Source organism: Streptomyces sp. NPDC051776, from assembly GCF_040681345.1.
Lineage (GTDB): Bacteria > Actinomycetota > Actinomycetes > Streptomycetales > Streptomycetaceae > Streptomyces.
Genome location: NZ_JBFAYQ010000004.1, coordinates 22,518 through 45,917 on the forward strand (window position 1 = coordinate 22,518; position 23,400 = coordinate 45,917).

Sequence of the window (23,400 nt, forward strand, 5' to 3'; positions counted from 1 at the left end):
CTCTCACCGGACGGGAAGCGCGGCCTCCCCGTACCACGGGACCGGCCCCCAGGGAGGGGCCGGTGCGCCGGGCCGGGTGGCGGTTTCCTGCGCTGCCGCGCGTCTCCGGGTCAGACCTCGGGCACGTCCACGAGGACGGTGCGACGCGGGTTGGCGGTGTGCGTGGGCAGATCGGCGCTCTGCTCCGCCGTTACGGCACCTCCGGCCTGCAGTTCCTCGGCGTCCTCCAGGTGCGCGAGGGTGGTGCGGCGCGGGTTGGCTATGTTGCGGAACAGCATCGTGGTCTTCACCGGTGTCTGCCTCGTGTAAGTCGCTTGTCGAATCGCTTGCGTTTGTCAAGTGACAGGCTAGACGCGCCATTCCCACGCCCTGGTGGCGGGGTGCATCAACTCCCTTCATCCTCATGTGATTTTAGTCACCGACTCCACGACAAAACGCTCATTATGGACATGCCCTACAGCGCCCCGAAACGGACAATGGCCACTGAATGGAATGTTCCGCCCCTGATCACCGCTACTGGGACACCGGTACGCGCCGCTCAACTGGTGGAAAAAAGTCCGTTATCGCTGAATTCGGTTTCCACGGGCGGTGATTTCGTACGTACACAGCGTCATCTCTGTCACGCTCTCACCCGCCGGTCTTGTTGCAGATCCGGCACTGTGCTGGAATTCCACGGACCGCCGGGGCCACTGTTCCCCACAATGACTCGACACCGTCCCACCGCTCACACGGCGGGACGCCTGGTCCAGAGGTTGCGACGCTAGTGCAGGGACGTTTCAAGAGGGATGACAGCGCTGCGGCGGAGCCCGAGCCGCGCGGTGGAACCGATCGTGGCTCCACGCCCGAGCGTGCCCAGGGTGCGGGAGCCACGCCCGAGAGCAACGGGACGCTGAGTCCTGCCCGCCCGGGCCCGCTGGGCGGTGGCGAGGCCGCGGAGCCACCGCAGACGAAGCCCACGCCGGGCACCGGTTCGCGGATGGCCCTGCGCAACTGGCGCATCAGCACCCGTCTGGTTTCTCTGCTCGCGCTGCCCGTCGTCGCCGCGACGACCCTCGGCGCGCTGCGCATCGATAACTCGATGGACAACCTCAAGCAGCTCGAGAACATGAAGCTGCTGACCGAGATGACCAAGCAGGCCACCGAACTGGCGTCCGCACTCCAGGAGGAGCGCGACCACTCGGCGGGGCCGCTGGCCACCGGGGACGACAAGAACGACGACGTCGTCTACTCGCGCATCAAGACCGACCGCGCCAAGCAGTCCTTCCGTGAGGCGACCCAGGACATCGAGGCCTCGAACTCCGAGGCCCTCGTCGGCGTCAACTCCTCGCTCGTCAACATCCTCAAGCAGCTCGAGAAGATCAAGACGATCCGGGCGAACGCGTACGACGACAGCGAGTACATCGCCCAGACCGCCAGCAGCTACAACGAACTGATCACCTCGCTGCTCTCGCTGTCCCAGGACATGGCCCAGGCCACCAGCAACAGCGAGATGATCCGGTCCACCCGCGCCCTGGCCGCGTTCTCCTCGGCCAAGGAGTACGCCTCCATCCAGCGCGCGGTGATCGCGGCCGGTCTCGCCAACGAGCCCAAGCCGAAGCTGTCCGCCAACGACCGGCTCTACGGCCAGTCCGCGCAGCAGAGCGAGGAGTCCTCGCTCGCCCAGTTCATCCAGGTCTACCAGGGCGAGGGCGGCAAGGCCTCGTCCCAGGAGCTGCTGCAGGCCCTGGAGGACGGCGGCAACTCCGAGATCATCCTCGCGGACACCTACGCCGCCCGGGTCCTGAAGACCGATGGCCAGATCGCCAACGAGAAGCGCTCGTACAAGGACTGGTACGACCAGGACAGCACCAAGATCGACGAGATGTCCCGGATCGAGCAGACACTGCTCTCCGAGATGGAGGAGAAGGCGCGCGAACTGCGCTCCAAAGCCCAGCAGGAAGCCATCCTCAACGGTGCGGTGATCCTGCTCGTCCTCGGTGTCTCGCTCGTCGGCGCGTTCGTCGTTGCCCGCTCCATGGTGCGCACACTGCGCCGGCTGCAGGACACCGCGCAGGACGTCTCGCAGAAGCGCCTGCCCGAACTGGTCAAGCAGCTCTCCGAGTCCGACCCGCAGGACGTGGACACCTCCGTCCAGTCCGTCGGTGTGCACAGCCGGGACGAGATCGGCCGCGTGGCCGCGGCGTTCGACGACGTGCACCGCGAGGCGGTCCGCCTCGCCGCCGAGCAGGCGCTGCTGCGGGGCAACGTGAACGCGATGTTCACCAACCTCTCGCGCCGCAGCCAGGGCCTCATCCAGCGTCAGCTCTCGCTGATCTCCGAACTGGAGAGCCGTGAGGCCGACCCGGACCAGCTCTCCTCGCTGTTCAAGCTGGACCACCTCGCGACCCGTATGCGCCGGAACGGCGAGAACCTCCTGGTCCTCGCCGGCGAGGAGCCCGGCCGCCGCTGGACCCGCCCGGTCCCGCTGGTCGACGTGCTCCGCGCCGCCGCCTCCGAGGTGGAGCAGTACGAGCGGATCGAGCTGAGCGCCGTCCCGACGACCGAGGTCGCCGGTCGCGTCGTCAACGACCTCGTGCACCTGCTCGCAGAGCTGCTCGAGAACGCGACGTCGTTCTCCTCTCCGCAGACCAAGGTCAAGGTCACCGGTCACGCACTGCCCGACGGCCGCGTGCTCGTCGAGATCCACGACACGGGCATCGGCCTCTCCCCGGAGGACCTGGCGGCGATCAACGAGCGGCTGGCCAGCCCGCCGACCGTGGACGTCTCCGTATCGAGGCGCATGGGCCTGTTCGTGGTCGGCCGTCTGTCCCTGCGGCACGGCATCCGCATCCAGCTCCGCCCCTCGGACTCCGGCGGTACGACCGCGCTCGTCATGCTGCCCGTGGACGTCGCCCAGGGCGGCGCCAAGACGGCCGGCAAGCCGGGCGCACCCTCCGGTGGTTCGGGCGGTGCTCCCGCTCCCGGAACCAGCCGCCTCGCGGGCATGACGCCGCGCGGCCAGGTCCCGAGCGGTGCTGCGCGCGCCGCACTGCCGAGCCGCGACCCGGGCGGGTCACAGGGGCCCGGCGGCTCCGGTGCGAACGGTCCGGGCTCCGGCGGCCCCGGCGACCAGCAGGGCCGTACGGGCGGCCCCCTGCCCTCCCGCCCGACCGCGGGTGCCGGCGCGGGCAACGCCTTCGCCCAGGGCGGCAGCGGCGCCGAGGACACGTCCCGGACACGCGACAGCGGGGTCTTCTCCCCCGCCGGACGCCCCGGCGGAGGCCCCGGCCGTCCCGGTGGCTCCGCGCCGGCCGGAGCAGGCGCGGGCGACGCACCCGGCGCCCGTACGGGCATGCCTCCGACAGGACCGGGCCGCACCGACGACCAGGGCCGCGCCCCGGCCCTTCCGCCGCGTCCCGGCGCGAGCGACGGCCGCGGGTCCTCGCCGACCGTCGCCTCGCCCAGCGGGGCGCCCACCGGTGGCCCCGCGAACCGCGGTCCTGCCTCCGGCTCCGACCCGGGCGGACGACCGCAGCTGCCGCCGCGCGGGCCCGCCGCCGAGCTTCCGGGCGGCTCCGGCGGCCCGGGGGGCCAGGGGCCGGGGACGAATTGGGGCGCCCGCCGGGCCGCCGGTTCCGACGACTGGCCGACCACGGCTCCCCGCGACACCGCCGACGCTCCGCGCGGCCACGAGGAGGTCGAGTCAACGGCGCAGTTCCAGCGCCCGGACTACGACGAGGCCCCTCAGCAGCAACAGCAGCAGCCGCAGCAACAGCCCCGGGAGACAGGCCAGTTCGCGCTGCCGCCGTCCGAGCTGGACTCGCCCTCGACCGGTGGCGGAGACGGCCGTACGCCGCTCTTCGACACCCTGGAGTCCGACTGGTTCCGCGGCGGCGGCCGGCTGGCCGACCGCCCGGGCCGCAGGCAGGGCCACGAGTCCCGTCCCGGGCCGCAGCAGCCCACGGGACGCCCCGCGTCCTCGGTGCCGCCGCAGGAACCCGCGCCGCGGCGCGAGCCCGCCCGCGGCCAGAATGGCTCGGACACCTCCTGGCGCTCGTCGCCCAACGACGAGCTCGGCCGGCAGGCCGAGCGGGTCCGGCAGCCCGCCTCCGGCGGTGTCACCACCTCGGGCCTTCCGCGCCGTGTCCCACGCGCCAACCTCGTGGCGGGCACCGCGTCGCAGCAGCAGACCCACCCGACGGCACCGCAGGTCTCCCGTGCCCCGGACGATGTGCGGGGCCGGCTGACCAACCTCCGGCGGGGCATCCAGCGAGGCCGTCAGGCCGGGACGGACGGCCACGACAGCAACAACCAGGGCTTCGGCCCCACATACCAGCAGGAGCGTTAGTTGAGTCCGATGAGCCAGGCGGCGCAGAATCTGAACTGGTTGATCACCAACTTCGTGGACAACACCCCTGGGGTGTCGCACACGGTGGTGGTTTCGGCCGACGGCCTGCTGCTCGCGATGTCCGAAGGGTTCCCGCGCGACCGCGCCGACCAGCTCGCGGCCGTCGCCTCTGGCCTGACGTCCCTGACGTCCGGTGCCTCCCGCATCTTCGAAGGCGGCATGGTCAACCAGACCGTGGTGGAGATGGAGCGCGGCTTCCTCTTCATCATGTCCGTCTCCGACGGTTCCTCCCTGGCCGTCCTGGCCCACCCCGACTGCGACATCGGTCTCGTGGGCTACGAGATGGCGCTCCTTGTCGACCGCGCGGGCAGTGTCCTCACCCCGGACCTGCGTGCCGAATTGCAAGGAAGTCTGCTCAACTGATCACGACCGACCTTTCCGAACCGACTGACCGAAACGCCCGTCCGACGTACGCTCAACCGACCGACCTCGTCGGGCCGATCGAACCTCCCACCGGCCCCGCGACACGACAACCGTTGTCCCGCCCGGAGGACTCATGACCCCGCCCCATTCGCTCGGCCCGTACGGCGCCTACCAGGACGCGCCGTACGGGGACGATGGCGACCAGCCGCTGGTGCGGCCGTACGCCATGACCGGGGGCCGGACCCGGCCGCGCTACCAGCTCGCCATCGAGGCTCTGGTCAGCACCACCGCCGATCCGGCTCAGCTGGGCGGGCTGCTCCCGGAGCACCAGCGCATCTGCCATCTGTGCCGCGAGGTCAAATCCGTTGCCGAGGTATCCGCGCTGCTGGCGATACCTCTGGGAGTGGCTCGGATCCTCGTGGCCGATCTGGCGGAGGCGGGCATGGTGGCGATCCACCAGCCCGGCGGCGCCGACGAGGCCGGCGGTACGCCGGATGTGACTTTGCTCGAAAGGGTGCTCAGTGGACTTCGCAAGCTCTAATGGCGGAGCGGCCCGCTCCACCACCTCCGCGAAGATCGTGGTGGCGGGCGGCTTCGGCGTGGGCAAGACCACGTTCGTCGGCGCGGTCTCGGAGATCAATCCGCTGCGCACCGAAGCCGTGATGACCTCCGCCTCGGCGGGGATCGACGACCTCACGCACGCCCCGGACAAGACCACGACGACCGTGGCGATGGACTTCGGCCGGATCACCCTGGACCAGGACCTGATCCTGTACCTCTTCGGTACGCCGGGACAGGACCGCTTCTGGTTCATGTGGGACGACCTCGTCCGCGGCGCCATCGGCGCGGTCGTGCTCGTGGACACACGGCGGCTGGCCGATTGTTTCCCCGCGGTCGACTATTTCGAGAATTCGGGCCTTCCGTTCGTGATCGCCCTCAACGGATTCGACGGGCATCAGCCGTACACCCCCGAAGAAGTCCGCGAGGCGTTGCAGATCGGGCCGGACGCACCGATCATCACCACCGACGCCCGCCACCGCAGCGAGGCCAAGAGCGCGCTGATCACACTGGTGGAGCACGCCCTTATGGCCCGGCTCAAGTAGCCGTCGGGGGGCGGGAGTTGATCGATCGGCGGGCCGTGTCCTTTGACACGGCCCGCCGCTGTGTTCATAACGTTTCGACAGAGAATTGTTCAGCGGTCAACACCCGACGCATCCGGGTGGCTTCGCTGTGCGCACAATCACCCGGCGTTTTGTGGGAAATCAGGGGCGATGCACCAATTATCTCGCCCTTTTGCCCGCCGGAACGGCCTCCACCGGGTGTTTGGAATGCTCGCCCCTGACGTGCTGCAATTCCCTGAACTGCCGAGTAGTAACGGCTCTGGAAGTCCCCGGCACACCCCTGGGTGCCGACGCCGAGAGGTTGTTGGTCGAGTGAGGCGAAGCAAGCCCGGTCCCGCGTCGCATCAAGCGGCACGAGGCAACTTCACCCCAGCGTCGCGCCCCGCGGCGTCCACCGTCGATGTGCCGGACATCGCCCCGGCGAGTCGTAGCCGGCTGTCCCCCCGCAACTGGCGCGTGCCCACCAGGCTGAACGCGATCCTGCTCATCCCCGTGCTCGTCGGACTGGTCTTCGGCGGTTTCCAGGTGAAAGGCTCCGTCGACACCTGGCGCGAGGCGCAGGACGCCGAACGGACGGCGCGTCTCGTCAGGGCGGCGGAAACCTACGGTCACGCTCTCCTTGACGAGCGTGACCGTACCGCGGTTCCACTTCTGAGCGGGGATCGTGACAGCAAGATCGTCACCGACGCGCGTTCCACGACCGACAACGCCCGCAAGGACTTCGAAGCGGCCGTCGCGGACATGCCGGACCGCCCCGGCCTCCAACGGCGGCTCAAGGCCTTCCGCGACGCCCAGGGCAACCTCACCAAGCTCCGCCAGGCCGCCTACACCTCTGCGCTGCCCGCCGTGCAGACCGAAGAGGGCTATGTCCGGGTCCAGCACCCGCTGATGGAGTTCGCCAACGAACTGGGTCTCGGCACCGGCAACATCACCAGCTACGGCCGTACGGTCTACGCAATATCCCTGGCCAAGGGTGCTGAATCGCTTCAGCGCTCCATCGGCGCCCACCTCCTGGTGAAGCCCGGCCCGGCCGCCAAGGACCGCAGCGCCCAGGTCACCGCCTTCACCTCGTACGCGTACCTGGAGAACATCGCCCTCGCCGAGTACGTCTCCGGCGGCACCGCCCAGGACCAGACGGCCCTGCGCAAGGCGATGGCCGCCGCGCAGGCCGAGGGCAAGAAGCAGGTCGCCCAGGCCAAGCAGCAGGCCGAGGCCGCGGGCGTGCCGTTCGTCACGCCGCCGCCCATGAAGGACATGGTCACCGCCATCGGCCGGGGCACGGGTGCCAAGGACCTCAAGCCGGATGGCATCACGCCGGAGAGCTGGTTCGCCACCGCGACGGGCAAGTTCGACGCCTACCGATCGGTCGAGACGGACCTGATCGACAAGGCCGTGAACGAGGCCGCGCAGATCTCCGACGACGCCAAACGGGACGCCGTTGTCAACGGCGCCATCGTGCTCGTCGCCCTGCTCACCGCGTTCATCATCGCCGGGCTGATGGCCCGCTCGATGAGCCGCAGCATGCGCCGGCTGCGCACCGCCGCCTTCGACGTCGCCGAGCAGCGCCTGCCGATGCTGGTCGACCAGCTCTCCCGTACGGATCCTGGCCGCGTGGACACCCGGGTCAAGCCGATCCCGATCACCAGCCAGGACGAGATCGGCGAGGTCGCCCGCGCCTTCGACCAGGTGCACCGCGAGGCTGTCCGGCTCGCCGCCGAGCAGGCACTGCTTCGGGGCAACGTCAACGCGATCTTCACCAACCTCTCCCGCCGGAACCAGGGCCTCATCGAGGGCCAGCTCACCCTGATCACGGAGCTGGAGAACAACGAGGCCGACCCGGACCAGCTCGAGAGCCTCTTCCGCCTGGACCACCTGGCGACCCGTATGCGACGCAACGGCGAGAACCTCCTCGTCCTCGCCGGCGAGGAGCCCGGCCGCCGCTGGAACCAGCCCGTCCCGCTGGTGGACGTGCTCCGTGCCGCGACCTCCGAGGTGGAGGCGTACGAGCGCATCGAGATCACCGGCGTACCGGAGAGCGAGATCCACGGCACCGCCGTGACCGATCTCGTGCACCTCCTCGCCGAACTGCTGGAGAACGCCACCACGTTCTCCTCGCCGCAGACCAAGGTGCGGGTCACCGCGACCCGGCTGCCCGACGGCCGCGTGATGATCGAGATCCACGACAAGGGCATCGGCCTGACCGCCGAGGACTTCGCGGACATCAACCACAAGCTGGCGAACCCGCCGACCGTGGATGCCGCGATCTCCCAGCGCATGGGTCTGTTCGTGGTCGGCCGACTGGCCGACCGGCACGGCATCCGCGTCCAGCTCCGTCCCTCCGGCGAACAGGCCGGTACGACGTCGCTCGTGATGCTTCCGGAGGCGATCACCCACGGTGGCGGCGGCGAGGAGATACCCGAGGACGACTTCACGGTCTCGCGGATCATGCCGGAGCAGGACCGGTCCTCGTTCAACGGCGTCCACCAGGCCCCCCTGCGCACCGCCGCCGAGCTGGGCTTCGACGACAGCCGCTACGAGGTTCCGGACGACGCCCGCGAGCTCGACCCGGTGGGCCGCTCGCTGATGCGCGAGGAGCGGCGGGCCCAGCTCGAGGCCCAGGCCGCAGACCGCTTCCAGGAGGACCGGGACCGGAACGGCTACCGCGACGAGCCGCAGGGCTACGACACCGCCGAGTTCCCCCGGGCCGCCTATCCGGAATCCCGATACCAGAGCCCGGCATACCCGGAGCAGGACTACCGGGAGCCGGCATACGACGAGCCATCGGAGAACGGACACGGTACGTATCCCCAGTACGACGCCCCGTCCCCGCAAACCGACTGGGGTGCCCCCGCCTCCTACGAGCCGCGCCACAACGCGGGCTACGGAGCGGAATCGGAATCCCAGGCGGCTCCCGCGGAAGCGTCCGAACGCGTAGGCTTCGACCGTCCGGGACCCACTTCGAGCGGCACCCACTCCACGACCGGCGCCGGCCTGCCGCGCCGCGAGAAGGCGTGGCAGCCCCACGAGGAGGCGGAGCGGACCCAGCAGGTCCCGCAGGCCCGCGGCATCCCGCAGGACCGGCAGGACAGGCAGGACGACAGTGGCGACTGGCGCTCGGCCAACGACGACCGCTGGCGGCGCGCCGAGCAGCTCCGCGACCCGAAGGCCGGCGGAGTCACTCCGTCCGGACTCCCCCGGCGGGTGCCCAAGGCCAACCTGGTCGAGGGAACCGCAGAGCAGACCCCGCAGGGCGGCCCTCAGGTCTCCCGCGCTCCCGAGGACGTCCGCGGCAGGTTGAGCAACCTGCGGCGGGGTGTCCAGCGGGGACGCAACGCAGGGATGAACACAGGCGGCCAGGGCTACGGCCCCGGCGGTAGCACCTACGATCAGGAGCGTTAGTGTGAGCCCGATGAGCCAGGCGGCGCAGAACCTGAACTGGTTGATCACCAACTTCGTGGACAACACCCCGGGGGTGTCGCACACGGTGGTGGTCTCCGCCGACGGACTCCTTCTCGCGATGTCCGAAGGGTTCCCGCGCGATCGCGCGGACCAGCTTGCGGCCGTGGCTTCCGGCCTGACTTCGCTGACGGCCGGCGCCTCCCGCATCTTCGAAGGCGGATCGGTCAACCAGACCGTGGTGGAGATGGAGCGCGGCTTCCTCTTCATCATGTCCGTCTCCGACGGTTCCTCCCTGGCCGTCCTCGCCCACCCCGAGTGCGACATCGGCCTCGTTGGTTACGAGATGGCCCTTCTTGTCGATCGTGCCGGCAGCGTCCTCACGCCGGACCTGCGAGCGGAACTGCAAGGAAGCCTGCTCAACTAGCAGACACGCCGTGCGTTTCGCGCCACCGCGCCATAGGGTGCGGTGGCGCGGATCCTCAAGCGGGACCGGCACAACGGAAGTTGGAGGAGGAGAATCGTGGCAACACCCCCAAGCGGCTACCCGTACGGCGGTGGTCAGCAGCCTCATCAGCAGGGTGGTGAGCAGCCCAACCGCTTCAACTTCCCCTCCACGCCGAGCCGTCAAGGACCGCCGCATCGCCAGCAGCCGGGAACGTACGACCCGTACGAGCCGCCGCCGCCCCGGATCCAGCCGGTGCAGCCGCAGCACCCCGCGGCACAGCCCGCTCCGGCGGGCGGCGGCTCCAACCCGCTGGTGCGTCCTTACGCGATGACCGGAGGCCGCACCCGGCCGCGCTATCAGCTCGCGATCGAGGCGCTGGTGCACACCACAGCCGCACCCTCACAGCTCCAGGGGCAGCTTCCGGAGCACCAGCGCATCTGCCACCTCTGCCGGGAGATCAAGTCGGTCGCCGAGATCTCCGCCCTGCTCACCATCCCCCTCGGCGTCGCCCGTATCCTCGTCGCCGACCTGGCCGAGGCCGGGCTCGTCGCCATCCACCAGCCCGGCGGCGATGCGGCCGCCGGCGGACAGCCAGACGTGACACTGCTCGAAAGGGTGCTCAGTGGACTTCGGAAGCTCTAGCGGTGCAGCCCGCTCCACCACCTCCGCGAAGATCGTGGTGGCGGGCGGCTTCGGCGTGGGCAAGACCACGTTCGTCGGCGCGGTCTCGGAGATCAATCCACTGCGCACCGAAGCCGTCATGACCTCCGCCTCGGCGGGCATCGACGACCTCACGCACGCCCCGGACAAGACCACGACGACCGTGGCGATGGACTTCGGCCGGATCACCCTGGACCAGGACCTGATCCTGTACCTCTTCGGTACGCCGGGACAGGACCGCTTCTGGTTCATGTGGGACGACCTCGTCCGCGGCGCCATCGGCGCGGTCGTGCTGGTCGACACCCGGCGGCTCGCGGACTGTTTCCCCGCGGTCGACTATTTCGAGAACAGCGGACTGCCCTTCGTGATCGCCCTCAACGGATTCGACGGGCATCAGCCGTACACCCCCGAAGAAGTCCGCGAGGCGCTGCAGATCGGGCCGGACGCACCGATCATCACCACCGACGCCCGCCACCGCAGCGAGGCCAAGAGCGCGCTGATCACACTGGTGGAACACGCCCTGATGGCGCGGCTGCGCTAGTTGTACTGGCCGGGGGCGTTGGTCAACCTGGTGATGGGTGCCACTCATAGCGCTCGGCCGCCCGGGCGACCGGCCACCCGTCATCAACAATCAGACGCGCCAGGCGAAGACGGGCACGAGGCGTCGAAGCAGCATTTGCGTGAGGCACGAAGGCCTCCTGGTCGGCGGAGAGGTTCCTCGACAGCTCCACTCCGCAACCGGAGGCCTTCGCCATTCCACACATTCAGACCGTGCCGTCGCACAAACTCGACCAACCTGCCCGAGCAGTACGGCCAGTGCCGCCCCCGCCACTGCGTTCTGTCTCTTCGTCCGGCGTGGGAACACCTGGCCACGAACGCCGAAATCCCCCTGCAACTTCTCCGACTGCAGGGGGATTTCGGCGTTCGTGGCGGGTGTCCCGGCGGCGACGCGCTCAGCGCCGCGCTGCGGGCGCGGCGTCAGCGCTGCCAGCTGTGCGGCGCACGGAAGCCCGACTGGCGCTCCAGACGCCGCCAGCGTGCCGTGGAGCGGTGATTGCGGGCCGCGACCACCCCGCGGTGATGACCGCCGCCGACGGCGCGGGCGAGGAGGACCGCGGTGAGCGCGGCCAGCTCCTCGGGCTCGGCGTGGCCCTTCTCGACGCGAAGGAAGTTCTCTGAACTCATGGGATTCTCCGTGCCTTTCGTGGGCCGCGTCACTGCGGTGGGTTGCCGTGCTTGCGGGACGGCAGGTCGGCGTGTTTGGTGCGGAGCATGGCCAGTGAGCCGATGAGGACGGCGCGGGTCTCGGTGGGGTCGATGACATCGTCGACCAGACCGCGTTCGGCCGCGTAGTACGGATGCATCAACTCGGCCTTGTACTCCTTGACCATCCGCGCACGCATGGCCTCGGGATCATCGGCCTCGGCGATCTGCTTGCGGAAAATGACATTGGCCGCACCATCGGCCCCCATCACCGCGATCTCGTTCGTCGGCCACGCATACGTCAGATCCGCCCCGATCGACTGCGAATCCATCACGATGTACGCCCCGCCGTACGCCTTCCGCAAAATCAACGAGATCCGCGGCACCGTCGCATTGCAGTACGCATACAACAACTTCGCCCCGTGCCGGATGATCCCCCCGTGCTCCTGATCCACACCAGGAAGGAACCCCGGCACATCCAGCAACGTCACAATCGGAATATTGAACGCATCACACATCTGCACAAACCGAGCCGCCTTCTCCGACGCCTCGATGTCCAGCACCCCCGCCAACGTCTGCGGCTGGTTCGCGATGACCCCCACCACCTGACCATCCAGACGCGTCAACGCGCAGATGATGTTCCGCGCCCACCGCTCATGAACCTCCAGATACTCACCGTCATCGACGATCTCCTCGATCACCTGCCGCATGTCATACGGCCGGTTACCGTCGGCGGGCACCAGATCCAACAACGCCTCCGACCGCCGGTCCACCGGGTCCTCGCACACCGACGACGGAGGATTCTCCCGATTGTTCGACGGCAGCAACGAGATCAGATAACGCACCTCCGCCAGACACGTCTCCTCGTCGTCATACGCGAAGTGACACACCCCCGAGGTCTCGGCATGCACATCCGCACCCCCCAGACCGTTCTGGCTGATCTCCTCACCCGTCACCGCCCGCACCACATCCGGCCCGGTGATGAACATCTGCGAGGTCTCCCGCACCATGAACACAAAGTCCGTCAACGCCGGCGAATAGGCAGCACCCCCCGCACACGGACCCAACATCACCGAAATCTGCGGAATCACCCCCGACGCACGGGTGTTGCGCTGAAAAATCCCCCCGTACCCCGCCAGCGCCGAAACACCCTCCTGGATCCGCGCCCCCGCACCATCGTTCAACGAAACCAACGGCGCACCCGCCGAGATCGCCATATCCATGATCTTGTGAATCTTCGTGGCATGCGCCTCACCCAACGCCCCACCGAAGATCCGGAAATCATGCGCATACACGAAGACCGTCCGGCCCTCGACGGCCCCCCACCCGGTCACCACACCATCGGTGTACGGCTTCTTCGCCTCCAGACCGAACCCCGTCGCACGATGCCGCCGCAACGGCTCCACCTCATGGAAGGAGCCCTCGTCCAGCAACACCTCGATCCGCTCACGAACCGTCAACTTCCCCTTGGCCTTCTGAGCCTCGGTCGCACGATCACTCGGCCCACGCAGAGCCAGCTCACGGATCGCGTGCAGCTCGGCCACTCGCCCACGGGCATCGCTCGCCCCGGTGGGCGACTCGTCGAGAAGGGTCATGTAACGACCCTACGAAAAGAGGGCCCGAAATCGGCCCGTTGACTTCTAACAGTCTCCCCAGGGTTTTCCTGGAACCCTTGGACAGAACCGCCACCGTAGACCTGAGTAGCTACGACTCAGGCGGCTCTGCGCTGTACACATCCCACAAATGTGGTGCGCCATGCCCACTGCGTTCATGCAGTGGAGACCGTACAGCCATGCGTGTGGCCTGCCTACAGCCGGGACGCGTGCGCCACCACACACCCGTAATGTTGATTCATCAACCACATTCCCCTATAGTGGGCTGCGCTAGTTGAAGCTTAAACCACTGCTCCACTGCCAGGAGGAAGCCATGGCTCTGTTCAACCGGAAGAGCGCAGACGTCCCGACCGCGGGTTCCGCCGCAACGGCCGCCCCCGACGCGGCACTCGCCGCGCTCACCGGGGACTACACCATCGACCCGGCGCACAGCAGCCTCGGCTTCACCGTCCGCCACGCCATGGTCACCAACGTCCGGGGCACCTTCGGCGACTTCGAGGGCACCCTCTCGCTGAACGGCACCGACGTCTCCCGGTCCCGCGCCTCCATCGACGTCCGCATCGCCGGCGTCGACACCGGCATCGCCGACCGCGACGGCCATCTGCGCAGCGGCGACTTCTTCGACGCCGAGAAGTTCCCCCTGATGACCTTCCGCTCCACCGCCGCGGAGCACGTGGGCGGCGACACGTACCGGATCACCGGAGACCTGACGATCAAGGACGTCACGCGTCCGCTCAGCATCGACCTGGAGTTCAACGGCTCCGCCACCGACGTCTACGGCAACGAGCGCGTCGGTTTCGAGGGCCGCGCCGACATCCTCCGCTCCGACTGGGGACTCACCTGGAACGCCGCTCTGGAGACGGGCGGCGTCATGGTCAGCGACAAGGTCAAGCTGACCTTCGACATCTCCGCCGTCAAGTCCGCACCGCAGGCGGCGTGAGCCCACGCACGGGCGTCCGGCGACCCGCCGCTGTTCGGCACGGCGCCCCGGACGGGGTCTCCCTCCCCGGCCGGGGCGCCGTGCATTCGCCTTCCCGGCCCTGACCGCGGGCTACTCCTGCGGTTCGATGCCCGCCCGCAGCAGCCCGTAGGTGTACGCGTCCTCCAGCGCCTGCCAGGACGCGGCGATCACGTTGTCCCCGACTCCGACCGTCGACCACTCGCCGCGGCCGTCGGTCGTGGAGACCAGCACCCGGGTCGTGGACTCCGTGCCGTGCTTGCCCTCCAGGATCCGGACTTTGTAGTCGACCAGCTCCAGTTTCGCGAGCTGCGGATAGATCCGCTCCAGCCCGACGCGCAGCGCCCTGTCGAGGGCATTGACCGGGCCGTTGCCCTCGGCCGTGGCAACGATCCGCTCGCCCTTGGCCCACAGCTTCACCGTGGCCTCGTTGGCGTGCGTCCCGTCCGGGCGGGTCTCGACGATCCCCCGCCAGGACTCGATGCGGAAGTAGCGCCGGGCACGGCCCTCGACCTCCTCGCGGAGCAGCAGTTCGAAGGACGCGTCGGCGGCCTCGTAGGTGTAGCCCGCGAGTTCACGCTCCTTGACGCGCTCCACGACCCGGCCGACCAGTTCCCGGTCCCCGCCGAGATCCACCCCCAGTTCCCTGCCCTTGAGTTCGACGGAGGCGCGGCCTGCCATGTCGGAGACCAGCATCCGCATGGTGTTGCCGACCCTCTCGGGGTCGATGTGCTGGTACAGGTCCGGGTCGACCTTGATGGCGGAGGCGTGCAGTCCGGCCTTGTGAGCGAAGGCGGAGACACCCACGTAGGGCTCGTGCGTGGAGGGGGTGAGGTTGACGACCTCGGCGATGGCGTGCGAGATCCGGGTCATCTCCGCCAGAGCGCCCTGGGGCAGCACATGGCGCCCGTATTTGAGCTGGAGCGCGGCGACGACGGGGAAGAGGTTGGCATTGCCCACCCGCTCGCCGTAGCCGTTGGCCGTGCACTGGACGTGGGTGGCACCGGCGTCGACCGCGGCGAGCGTGTTGGCGACGGCGCAGCCGGTGTCGTCCTGAGCGTGGATGCCAAGGCGTGCGCCGGTGTCCGCCAGCACGGTGGCAACGACGGCCTGTACCTGCGCGGGCAGCATGCCGCCGTTGGTGTCGCAGAGCACCACGACGTCCGCCCCCGCCTCGGACGCGGCGCGTACGACCTCCTTCGCGTACGCCGGGTTGGCCCGGTAGCCGTCGAAGAAGTGCTCGCAGTCGACGAAGACCCGGCGGTCCTGTGAGCGGAGGTGGGCGACGGTGTCGCGCACCATCGCCAGGTTCTCCTCCAGCGTGGTGCGCAGGGCCAGGTCCACATGACGGTCGTGTGCCTTGGCGACCAGCGTGATCACCGGGGCTCCCGAGTCCAGCAGGGCGCGAACCTGCGGATCGTCGGCGGCGGGCACCCCCGCGCGACGGGTCGCCCCGAAGGCCACGAGCTGGGCGTGCTTGAAGTCGATCTCGGCCCGGGCACGGGCGAAGAACTCCGTGTCCCGGGGGTTCGCACCGGGCCAGCCGCCCTCGATGAAGCCCACGCCGAAGTCGTCCAGGTGCCGGGCAATGGTCAGTTTGTCCGCGACGGTGAGGTTGATGCCCTCCCGCTGGGCGCCGTCGCGCAGCGTGGTGTCGAAGACGTGGAAGTCGTCCCCGGGAGAAGAGGGACCGTTTGCGTCCGTCATGCTGCTATGACTCCTGTTGGATCTCGGTCTACCTGGGACCCCCGGAAGTGAACCACGGGGGATCCGGCTCCACCGTCCCTCTGGCTCCTCGCGCTCCGCGTCCGGCACGAGTGGGCCGGAAAACGAAAAAACCCCTCGCGGGTGCGAGAGGTCTGCGCGCGGGTCATAGGACACGGTGCCCGCTCCGTATCGGGTCTACGGTGCGGTCACTGCGGACCGGCGCGCCCTGCCAATAATCATGGCGAACGAGAGCACGCGGGCATTCTTGCACGGAATACGCTCACGACGAGACAAGGTCTCACGATGTGGGCAGCGCATGGCGGTCCCCGGCCCCCATACGACGAGCCCACGCGACGAGGGCCGCGCCCCGACGCGTATCCGTCGTGGCGCGGCCCGGTGCTGCCGGTACGGGCGGACGTCAGCCGCCCAGCGGGTGCATCCAGCCGTGCGTGTCGGGGGCCTGGCCCATCTGGATGTCCAGCAGCGCCTTGCGCAGCTTCATGGTGACCTCGCCCGGCTCCCCGTCGGCCACGGCCCAGTTCCCCTTGGCGGACTTGACCGACCCGACGGGGGTGATCGCGGCTGCCGTGCCGCAGGCGAAGACCTCGGTCAGCGAGCCGTCGGCGTTGCCCTGGCGCCAGTCGTCGACGGAGATCCGCCCCTCGGACACCTCGTAGCCCAAGTCTCCGGCGATTCGCAGCAGCGAGGCGCGGGTGATGCCGGGCAGCAGTGAACCGGACAGCTCCGGCGTCACGATCCGGCGCTTCCCGTCCTCCGCCCCGTACACGAAGTACAGGTTCATCCCGCCCATCTCCTCGATCCAGCGGCGCTCGATCGCATCCAGCCAGACCACCTGGTCGCAGCCCTTCTCGGCGGCTTGCGCCTGGGCGACGAGGGACGCGGCGTAGTTGCCACCCGCCTTCGCGGCTCCCGTTCCGCCGGGCGCGGCGCGGACGTACTCCTCCGAGAGCCAGACAGAGACCGGCTTCACACCGCCGGGGAAGTACGCGCCCGCGGGAGAGGCGATGACCATGAAGAGGTACTCGTTGGCGGGCCGCACCCCGAGCCCGACCTCGGTGGCGAACAGGAACGGCCGCAGGTAGAGCGACTGCTCGCCCTCGCTCGGCACCCATGCCCTGTCCTGGGTGACCAGGGCGTCGCAGGCCGCGATGAAGGTCTCGACCGGCAGTTCCGGCATGGCCAGACGGCGGGCCGACGCCTGGAACCGCTTGGCGTTCTCCTCCGGCCGGAAGGTGGCGACACTGCCGTCGGGCTGCCGGTACGCCTTGAGCCCCTCGAAGATCGTCTGTGCGTAGTGCAGCGTCATGTTGGCGGGGTCGATCGAGAGCGGGGCGTAGGGCACGAGCTGGGCGTCGTGCCAGCCGCGTCCCTCGGTCCACTTGATCGTCACCATGTTGTCGGTGAAGTGCCGGCCGAAGCCGGGGTTGGCCAGGATCGCCTCGCGCTCCGCGTCGGAGAGCGGGTGGGCCGATGGCTTGAACTCGATCGAGGGGGTCGTCATGTCTGCTCTGTCCTTCACCGTGAGGTCGTGGCGGACCGCGCGCTCCGCCTTCGCCGTGGCGTGCCGCCTCAGGCGATGCTAGGACGTCCGAGCTTCTCTCCGGGATGCGGCCCTCGTCCGATTATCGCGAATCGTGCCGCAAGGGGAGAATACGGGTCCGGCGGGCTTGGCAGTTGCGGTCCAGCGTTGATGGTCGCACCCGGCACCGCCGTTGTCAGCGGGCCGGGCCGTCGGCGTGGAGCTCCCCCGGCTACCGCAAGGAGGCGCCCCCACCCCCGCTACCACTGGGAGGTGCGCCCCCTCCCGGCCGCCGCTGAGAGGTGCCCAGGGACGGCTGGTCGGGTTCGCGGGATGTGCGAGTGCGTGGGCAGCGGTGCGGCGTCCGCCCGGAAGGGCGGATGTGGCGCCACGCGCGCCGAGGGACGGGATGTGGGGTCCCGAAGGGCGGGAGTACTGTCGCCGCGGGCGGGCCTGGGCGGCTCCCCGGCGGTGGCCGGAATGATCAGCCGGATACGCGAGCGGCCAGGGCGTCACCGATTGCGTCCGTGGTGCGCGGCGTGTCGCCCCGCTCCGAGAGGTCCGCGGCGACGGCCGCCTCGATGCGGGCGGCCTCCTCCGCGTAGCCGAGGTGCTGGAGCAGCAGCGCGACGGAGAGGATCGTCGCCGTCGGATCCGCCTTGCCCTGGCCCGCGATGTCGGGCGCGGAGCCGTGGACCGGCTCGAACATCGACGGGAACGCGCGAGTGGGGTTGATGTTGCCGGAGGCCGCGAGGCCGATGCCGCCGGTGACGGCGGCGGCGAGGTCGGTCAGGATGTCGCCGAAGAGGTTGTCGGTGACGATCACGTCGAACCGCTCGGGCTGCGTGACGAAGAAGATCGTCGCCGCGTCCACGTGCAGGTAATCGGTGGTGACCTCGGGGTACTCCTCGCCGACCGCGTCGAAGATCCGCTTCCAGAGGTGGCCGGCGTGGACGAGGACGTTGTTCTTGTGAACGAGCGTCAGCTTCTTGCGGGGACGCGCCTGGGCCCGCTCGTACGCGTCCCGCACCACCCGCTCCACGCCGTACGCCGTGTTGAGGCTGACCTCGGTCGCGACCTCCGCGGGCGTACCGGTGCGCAGGGAACCGCCGTTGCCCACGTACGGGCCCTCGGTGCCCTCGCGGACGACGACGAAGTCGATGTCCGGGCGCCCCGCCAGCGGGGTGGCGGTGTTCGGGAACAGCTTCGACGGGCGCAGATTGATGAAGTGGTCGAAGGCGAACCGGAGTTTGAGCAGCAGGCCGCGCTCGAGCACACCCGACGGCACGGACGGGTCACCGATCGCGCCGAGCAGGATCGCGTCGTGGCCCGCGAGGGACTCCAGCTCCCGGTCCGGGAGGGTCTCGCCCGTGGCGTGCCAGCGCCGGGCGCCCAGGTCGTAGGTCTTGGTCTCCAGCTTCACATCCTGCGGGAGGACGGCGGAGAGGACCTTGAGGCCCTCGGCCACGACTTCCTGGCCGATGCCGTCACCCGGAATCACTGCGAGATCGATGCTGCGAGACATGGTCGCACCCTACTCCGCGTCCCATGGTCCGACACTTCATGTCCGCCATCCGGACATGCCGGACCGCGGACGAACTCTGTTCACCTGGCGGATAGCCGGGAGTTGAAAGTTACGGGCACGTTGTTCGGCATGACTGATACCCCACGTGTCGGCATCCCGGAGCACCTCCAGAACCGGATGAGCATGCCGGAACAGCACGAGTACCTGCGCTCGAAGCTGTCGCGCCGCAAGGCGCTGGTGGGCGGCGCGGCCACCGCGGGGACGGCGGGCGGCCTCGGCCTCCTCGCGGGTTCCACGGGCACCGCCCACGGCAATCCGTCACCCACACTGGTCACCGCACGTGCTGCCGCCGAGGTCGACGGCGCGCTGGTGGCCCCCTTCGGACGCCATCTGGCCTTCGGAGCCGACCCCAGAACACAGATGCGGATCTCCTGGCAGGTGCCGTTCGCGGTCAAGCGGCCGTACCTGCGCGTGGGTTTGACGCCCTGGGAACTCAGCCGCAAGGTCGAGGCGGAGGTGCGGGATCTGCACACCCCGTCACTGTCGACGAAGCGCCCGCCCGTCGACCAGTACTACCTCCACTCGGCGCTGGATGGGCTGCGCCCGGGGACGACGTACTACTACGGCGTCGGGCACGACGGATTCGACCCGACCGAGGCGAGCCGGCTCTCCAGCATCGGATCGTTCCGCACGGCCCCGGCGAAGGCGGAGAAGTTCGTCTTCACGGCCTTCGGCGACCAGGGCGTGAGCTACGACGCCCTCGCCAACGACCAGTTGATTCTTGGCCAGAACCCGTCCTTCCATCTGCACGCGGGCGACATCTGCTACGCGGACTCCTCGGGGCAGGGCAAGGAGTCCGACACCTACGACGCCCGCGTCTGGGACCAGTTCCTCGCGCAGACGGAGTCGGTGGCGGCGAGCGTGCCGTGGATGGTGACCACCGGCAATCACGACATGGAGGCCTGGTACTCCCCCAACGGCTACGGCGGCCAGTCCGCCCGCTGGTCCCTCCCGAAGAACGGCCCCGACCCCGCACAGGCACCGGGCGTCTACTCCTTCACCAACGGGAACGTGGGCGTGGTCGCGCTCGACGCGAACGACGTCAGTTACGAGATCCCGGCCAACCAGGGCTACACCGACGGCAAGCAGACCGACTGGCTGGACAAGCGCCTGAGGTCACTGCGGGCCGACCCCGACCTCGACTTCATCGTGGTCTTCTTCCACCACTGCGCGTACTCCACGAGCACGCACGCCTCGGACGGCGGGGTGCGCGACGCGTGGGGGCACCTCTTCGAGAAGCACCAGGTCGACCTGGTCATCAACGGCCACAACCACGTCTACGAGCGCACCGACGCCGTCAAGGGCGGCGAGGTCGGCAAGCCGCTGCCGATCGGCGCCACGACGGACCCGACCCGCGACGGCATCGTCTACGTGACGGCGGGCGGCGGGGGCAAGGACCTCTACGGCTTCGGGCCGGGCGTAAAGGACAGCTACGAGGGCCATGTCCACGACCACGACCACATCCTGACGTTCCACTGGACGAAGCCGCGGCTGCCGGACCCGGACACGGTGGAGTGGTCACGCGTGCGCTACACCGGCTTCTCGTTCCTGGCGGTGGAGGCAGAGCCGGGCAACCGCCCGCGGCTGAAGGTCACGGCGCTGGCGGAGAGCGGCGAGCGCATCGACGCGTTCGAGATCGTGCGGCCGGGCAGCTAGTGCCGCCTCCGCCGAGGTTTGCCGGGTGGCGAGGTGTACCTGGTGCGGTCGGATGCAGGGCGCCGGATCGGCTCGTAGTGGGCCCGCTGGCTGGTCCGGCAACGCAGCGGACGGCCGTGCCAGGGCGGCGAGCGGGGCAAACCCCGACGGGGGGCCACCCTGGTCGCGGCCCGTGCTCACTGTGGCAGGTCAGTGCCCGGTGGACCCGCCGTTGTCCCGGCGGTCCAGCGCTCGCTGAAGGGCGGCGGCGGCGTTCTTCCGGGCGACGGCGTCGGCGTTGCGGGCGGCGGAGTGGCGGACCTTGCGGATGGTCTCGTTCATGGGTGCACGTCTCCAATAACAGGGCGAGGAAGGTCCCCGAGATTGCTGATCGGGACGCCGGAGGGGCGGGGGGCGTCGGCTCAGCAGGGGTCACCTGCGACGGAGCACTGGCCCTCATCCGCCGATCGCTGGATCGAGCGAGACGTTCGGCTTCTACAAAAGTAAGCGAGGTGGCCGCCGCTGTCTGCACAAATACTTGGGCTTCCTACTATCTGAGACGCCCAGGGCGAACATCACACGTGTGGGTGAGCCCAACGCGCGCCGAGCAAGGTCATCGGTGCGGACCGGGCGCCGCGGCGGGGCGGAGCGGGGCGACGGAGGTGTCCGGGTGTCCGGGTGTCCGGGTGTCCGGGGACGGAGGTGTCCGGCGGGAACCCGAGCGCAGCCATCACGGCGGCCCCGGCGGACCGGCCGTGCGGCCTGACCTGTCTGCGTGCGTCGGCGGACGGCGACCCGTAAAGGGTCAGCGCAACGCTCCCGAGGGAGACGGCCGGTCTTACGGCATCGTCGGTCGGCCCGTTCCCGATGCTGTCAACCGGCACCGTGCGGCCGGGCACCACGCCGCTGCCCGCATCACGCGGTTCAGTCAGCACTGACCGGCATGGCGGGGAATGGTTGTCCATCTTCCCCATCACCGCCGCAACCGCCCCCGCTCCGGGTACGGAAGGACGAACCGCCCCCGCCCGGAAGCGATTCCGGAACGGGGGCGGCGGGGTGTCCGAAGACCACAGGTCTGTGACGAGGAGTCAGCCCATGTGCGGGTAGCGGTAGTCCGTCGGCGGGACCAAAGTCTCCTTGATGGAGCGGGTGGAGGTCCAGCGCATCAGGTTCTGCTTGGCGCCCGCCTTGTCGTTCGTGCCCGAAGCGCGCCCGCCGCCGAAGGGCTGCTGGCCGACGACCGCGCCGGTGGGCTTGTCGTTGATGTAGAAGTTGCCCGCGGCGAAGCGCAGCACCTCGCTGGTGTGCGCCGCGGCCGCGCGGTCCTGGGCGATGACGCAGCCGGTGAGGCCGTACGGTGAGGCCGACTCCATCTGCTGGAGCATCTCGTCGTAGCTGTCGTCCTCGTAGACGTGGACACCGAGGATCGGGCCGAAGTACTCGGTCCTGAAGATGTCGTTGTCCGGGTCCGAGGAGACGAGGACCGTCGGGCGGACGAACCAGCCCTCGCTGTCGTCGTACGTGCCGCCCGCCACGACCTCGATCGTCGGGTCGGACTTGGCCCGGTCGATCGCGGCCTTGCTCTTGGCGAAGGCGCGCTCGTCGATGACGGCGCCCATGAAGTTGGACAGGTCGGTGACATCGCCCATCCGGACGGAGTCGACCTCGGCCGCCAGCTCCTCCTTGAAGCCGCTCTCCCAGATCGAGCGCGGGACGTAAGCGCGGGATGCCGCGGAGCACTTCTGGCCCTGGTACTCGAAGGCGCCGCGGGTCATCGCGGTCTTCAGCACGGACGGGTCGGCCGACGGGTGGGCGACGATGAAGTCCTTGCCGCCGGTCTCGCCGACCAGGCGCGGGTACGTCTTGTACTTCTCGATGTTGTTGCCGACCGTCTTCCACAGGTACTGGAAGGTCCGGGTCGAACCGGTGAAGTGGATACCGGCCAGATCCGGGTGGGCCAGGGCCACCTCGGAGACGTCCTTGCCGTCACCCGTCACCAGATTGATGACGCCCTTCGGCAGACCGGCCTCCTCCAGCAGCTCCATGAGCAGCACGGCCGCGAGGGTCTGCGTCGGGGACGGCTTCCAGACCACCACATTGCCCATGAGGGCGGGGGCGGTGGGCAGGTTGCCGGCAATGGCGGTGAAGTTGAACGGGGTGATCGCGTAGACGAATCCCTCGAGCGGGCGGTGGTCGGTGCGGTTCCACACGCCCTTGGCATTCGCGACCGGCTGCTCGGCCAGGATCTGGCGTGCGAAGTGCACATTGAAGCGCCAGAAGTCGATCAGCTCGCAGGGGGTGTCGATCTCGGCCTGCTGCGCCGTCTTGCCCTGCCCCAGCATCGTCGCGGCGGCCAGCGTCTCGCGCCACGGGCCCGACAGCAGCTCGGCGGCCCTGAGGATGATCGCGGCGCGGTCGTCGAAGGACAGCGCGCGCCAGGCCGGGGCCGCGGCCAGGGCGGCGTCGATCGCGTCCTGCGCGTCCTGGTGGGTCGCGTTGGCGTACGTGCCGAGCTTGGACGCGTGGTTGTGCGGCTGTACGACGTCGAAGCGCTCGCCGCCGCCCATCCGCTTCGTGCCGCCGATCGTCATCGGCAGCTCACGCTGATTGCCCGCGAGCTCCTTCAGCCTCTTCTCGAGCCGGGCGCGCTCCGGGCTGCCGGGTGCGTAGGTGTGCACCGGCTCGTTCACCGGCGCGGGGACCTGGGTCACAGCGTCCATGGTTGGCCGTTGTCTCCTTCGATCGGTCGGTCGGGGACGGAGAGTCGGGGAACGGTGTCGGGGC

Annotated in this window: 18 protein-coding genes and 1 pseudogene; 10 read left to right on the forward strand and 9 right to left on the reverse strand. The window is 69.3% G+C overall.

The window, feature by feature from the left end:
• Positions 1-110: 110 nt before the first annotated feature.
• The gene (locus tag AB0M26_RS04965; RefSeq protein WP_365254621.1) at positions 111-290 is read right to left on the reverse strand and encodes a hypothetical protein; all 180 of its coding nucleotides are present in this window, start codon (positions 288-290) and stop codon (positions 111-113) included.
• Positions 291-763: 473 nt separating this feature from the next.
• Here AB0M26_RS04965 and AB0M26_RS04970 point away from each other — a divergent pair, with 473 nt between their 5' ends.
• The 8 genes from AB0M26_RS04970 to AB0M26_RS05005 all read left to right on the forward strand — a co-directional run bounded on the left by AB0M26_RS04970 (position 764) and on the right by AB0M26_RS05005 (position 10,916).
• Positions 764-4,327: a nitrate- and nitrite sensing domain-containing protein gene (locus AB0M26_RS04970; RefSeq protein ID WP_365254624.1), complete on the forward strand. Its 3,564-nt coding sequence runs from the start codon at positions 764-766 to the stop codon at positions 4,325-4,327.
• A 9-nt stretch (positions 4,328-4,336) separates the two neighbouring features.
• Entirely contained in the window at positions 4,337-4,750 is a 414-nt protein-coding gene (locus AB0M26_RS04975; RefSeq protein ID WP_360847068.1) for a roadblock/LC7 domain-containing protein, read from the forward strand.
• A gap of 133 nt (positions 4,751-4,883) precedes the next feature.
• Entirely contained in the window at positions 4,884-5,291 is a 408-nt protein-coding gene (locus tag AB0M26_RS04980; protein WP_360846608.1) for a DUF742 domain-containing protein, read from the forward strand.
• Complete coding sequence (locus AB0M26_RS04985; RefSeq protein WP_365254626.1) at positions 5,272-5,853, forward strand: ATP/GTP-binding protein; 582 nt, start codon at positions 5,272-5,274, stop codon at positions 5,851-5,853. Before AB0M26_RS04980 ends, AB0M26_RS04985 begins: the two co-directional genes overlap by 20 nt.
• A gap of 330 nt (positions 5,854-6,183) precedes the next feature.
• Entirely contained in the window at positions 6,184-9,270 is a 3,087-nt protein-coding gene (locus AB0M26_RS04990; protein ID WP_365254629.1) for a nitrate- and nitrite sensing domain-containing protein, read from the forward strand.
• A gap of 10 nt (positions 9,271-9,280) precedes the next feature.
• Complete coding sequence (locus tag AB0M26_RS04995) at positions 9,281-9,694, forward strand: roadblock/LC7 domain-containing protein (protein ID WP_098749732.1); 414 nt, start codon at positions 9,281-9,283, stop codon at positions 9,692-9,694.
• A 96-nt stretch (positions 9,695-9,790) separates the two neighbouring features.
• Entirely contained in the window at positions 9,791-10,357 is a 567-nt protein-coding gene (locus tag AB0M26_RS05000; protein ID WP_365254632.1) for a DUF742 domain-containing protein, read from the forward strand.
• Complete coding sequence (locus AB0M26_RS05005; RefSeq protein WP_360846600.1) at positions 10,338-10,916, forward strand: ATP/GTP-binding protein; 579 nt, start codon at positions 10,338-10,340, stop codon at positions 10,914-10,916. Before AB0M26_RS05000 ends, AB0M26_RS05005 begins: the two co-directional genes overlap by 20 nt.
• Positions 10,917-10,959: 43 nt before the next feature.
• Here the strand turns inward: AB0M26_RS05005 and AB0M26_RS05010 are convergent.
• The 3 genes and pseudogenes from AB0M26_RS05010 to AB0M26_RS05020 all read right to left on the reverse strand — a co-directional run.
• A pseudogene (locus AB0M26_RS05010) lies at positions 10,960-11,064 on the reverse strand (IS481 family transposase); the annotation flags it as partial.
• Between the two features lie 289 nt (positions 11,065-11,353).
• Positions 11,354-11,560, reverse strand: a complete 207-nt coding sequence (locus AB0M26_RS05015; protein ID WP_365254635.1) for an acyl-CoA carboxylase epsilon subunit — start codon at positions 11,558-11,560, stop codon at positions 11,354-11,356.
• A gap of 29 nt (positions 11,561-11,589) precedes the next feature.
• Positions 11,590-13,173 carry an acyl-CoA carboxylase subunit beta gene (locus AB0M26_RS05020; RefSeq protein WP_365254638.1) on the reverse strand — a complete coding sequence of 528 codons (1,584 nt, stop codon included), beginning with the start codon at positions 13,171-13,173 and terminating at the stop codon, positions 11,590-11,592.
• A gap of 331 nt (positions 13,174-13,504) precedes the next feature.
• Between AB0M26_RS05020 and AB0M26_RS05025 the strand changes: the two genes are divergently transcribed.
• Positions 13,505-14,131: a YceI family protein gene (locus tag AB0M26_RS05025; protein ID WP_365254641.1), complete on the forward strand. Its 627-nt coding sequence runs from the start codon at positions 13,505-13,507 to the stop codon at positions 14,129-14,131.
• Between the two features lie 111 nt (positions 14,132-14,242).
• Here AB0M26_RS05025 and cimA read toward each other — a convergent pair whose 3' ends face one another.
• The 3 genes from cimA to AB0M26_RS05040 form a co-directional block, all read right to left on the reverse strand.
• Positions 14,243-15,856, reverse strand: a complete 1,614-nt coding sequence (gene cimA / locus AB0M26_RS05030) for a citramalate synthase (RefSeq protein WP_365254644.1) — start codon at positions 15,854-15,856, stop codon at positions 14,243-14,245.
• Positions 15,857-16,274: 418 nt separating this feature from the next.
• Complete coding sequence (locus AB0M26_RS05035; protein ID WP_365254647.1) at positions 16,275-17,378, reverse strand: branched-chain amino acid aminotransferase; 1,104 nt, start codon at positions 17,376-17,378, stop codon at positions 16,275-16,277.
• 502 nt (positions 17,379-17,880) lie between these two features.
• Positions 17,881-18,921 carry a 3-isopropylmalate dehydrogenase gene (locus tag AB0M26_RS05040; protein ID WP_365254650.1) on the reverse strand — a complete coding sequence of 347 codons (1,041 nt, stop codon included), beginning with the start codon at positions 18,919-18,921 and terminating at the stop codon, positions 17,881-17,883.
• A 129-nt stretch (positions 18,922-19,050) separates the two neighbouring features.
• On the opposite strand from AB0M26_RS05040, the gene AB0M26_RS05045 reads away from it, so the two are divergent.
• Complete coding sequence (locus AB0M26_RS05045; protein WP_365254653.1) at positions 19,051-20,637, forward strand: metallophosphoesterase family protein; 1,587 nt, start codon at positions 19,051-19,053, stop codon at positions 20,635-20,637.
• A gap of 189 nt (positions 20,638-20,826) precedes the next feature.
• On the opposite strand, the gene AB0M26_RS05050 is transcribed toward AB0M26_RS05045, so the two are convergent.
• Together AB0M26_RS05050 and pruA are read right to left on the reverse strand one after the other, a co-directional pair.
• Positions 20,827-20,958 (reverse strand): hypothetical protein, encoded by a 132-nt coding sequence (locus AB0M26_RS05050; protein ID WP_365254656.1) that lies wholly within the window; start codon positions 20,956-20,958, stop codon positions 20,827-20,829.
• Positions 20,959-21,704: 746 nt separating this feature from the next.
• A complete protein-coding gene (pruA, locus tag AB0M26_RS05055) occupies positions 21,705-23,336 on the reverse strand; it encodes an L-glutamate gamma-semialdehyde dehydrogenase (RefSeq protein ID WP_365254659.1) in 1,632 nt (543 codons plus the stop codon).
• Between the last annotated feature and the right edge of the window lie 64 nt (positions 23,337-23,400).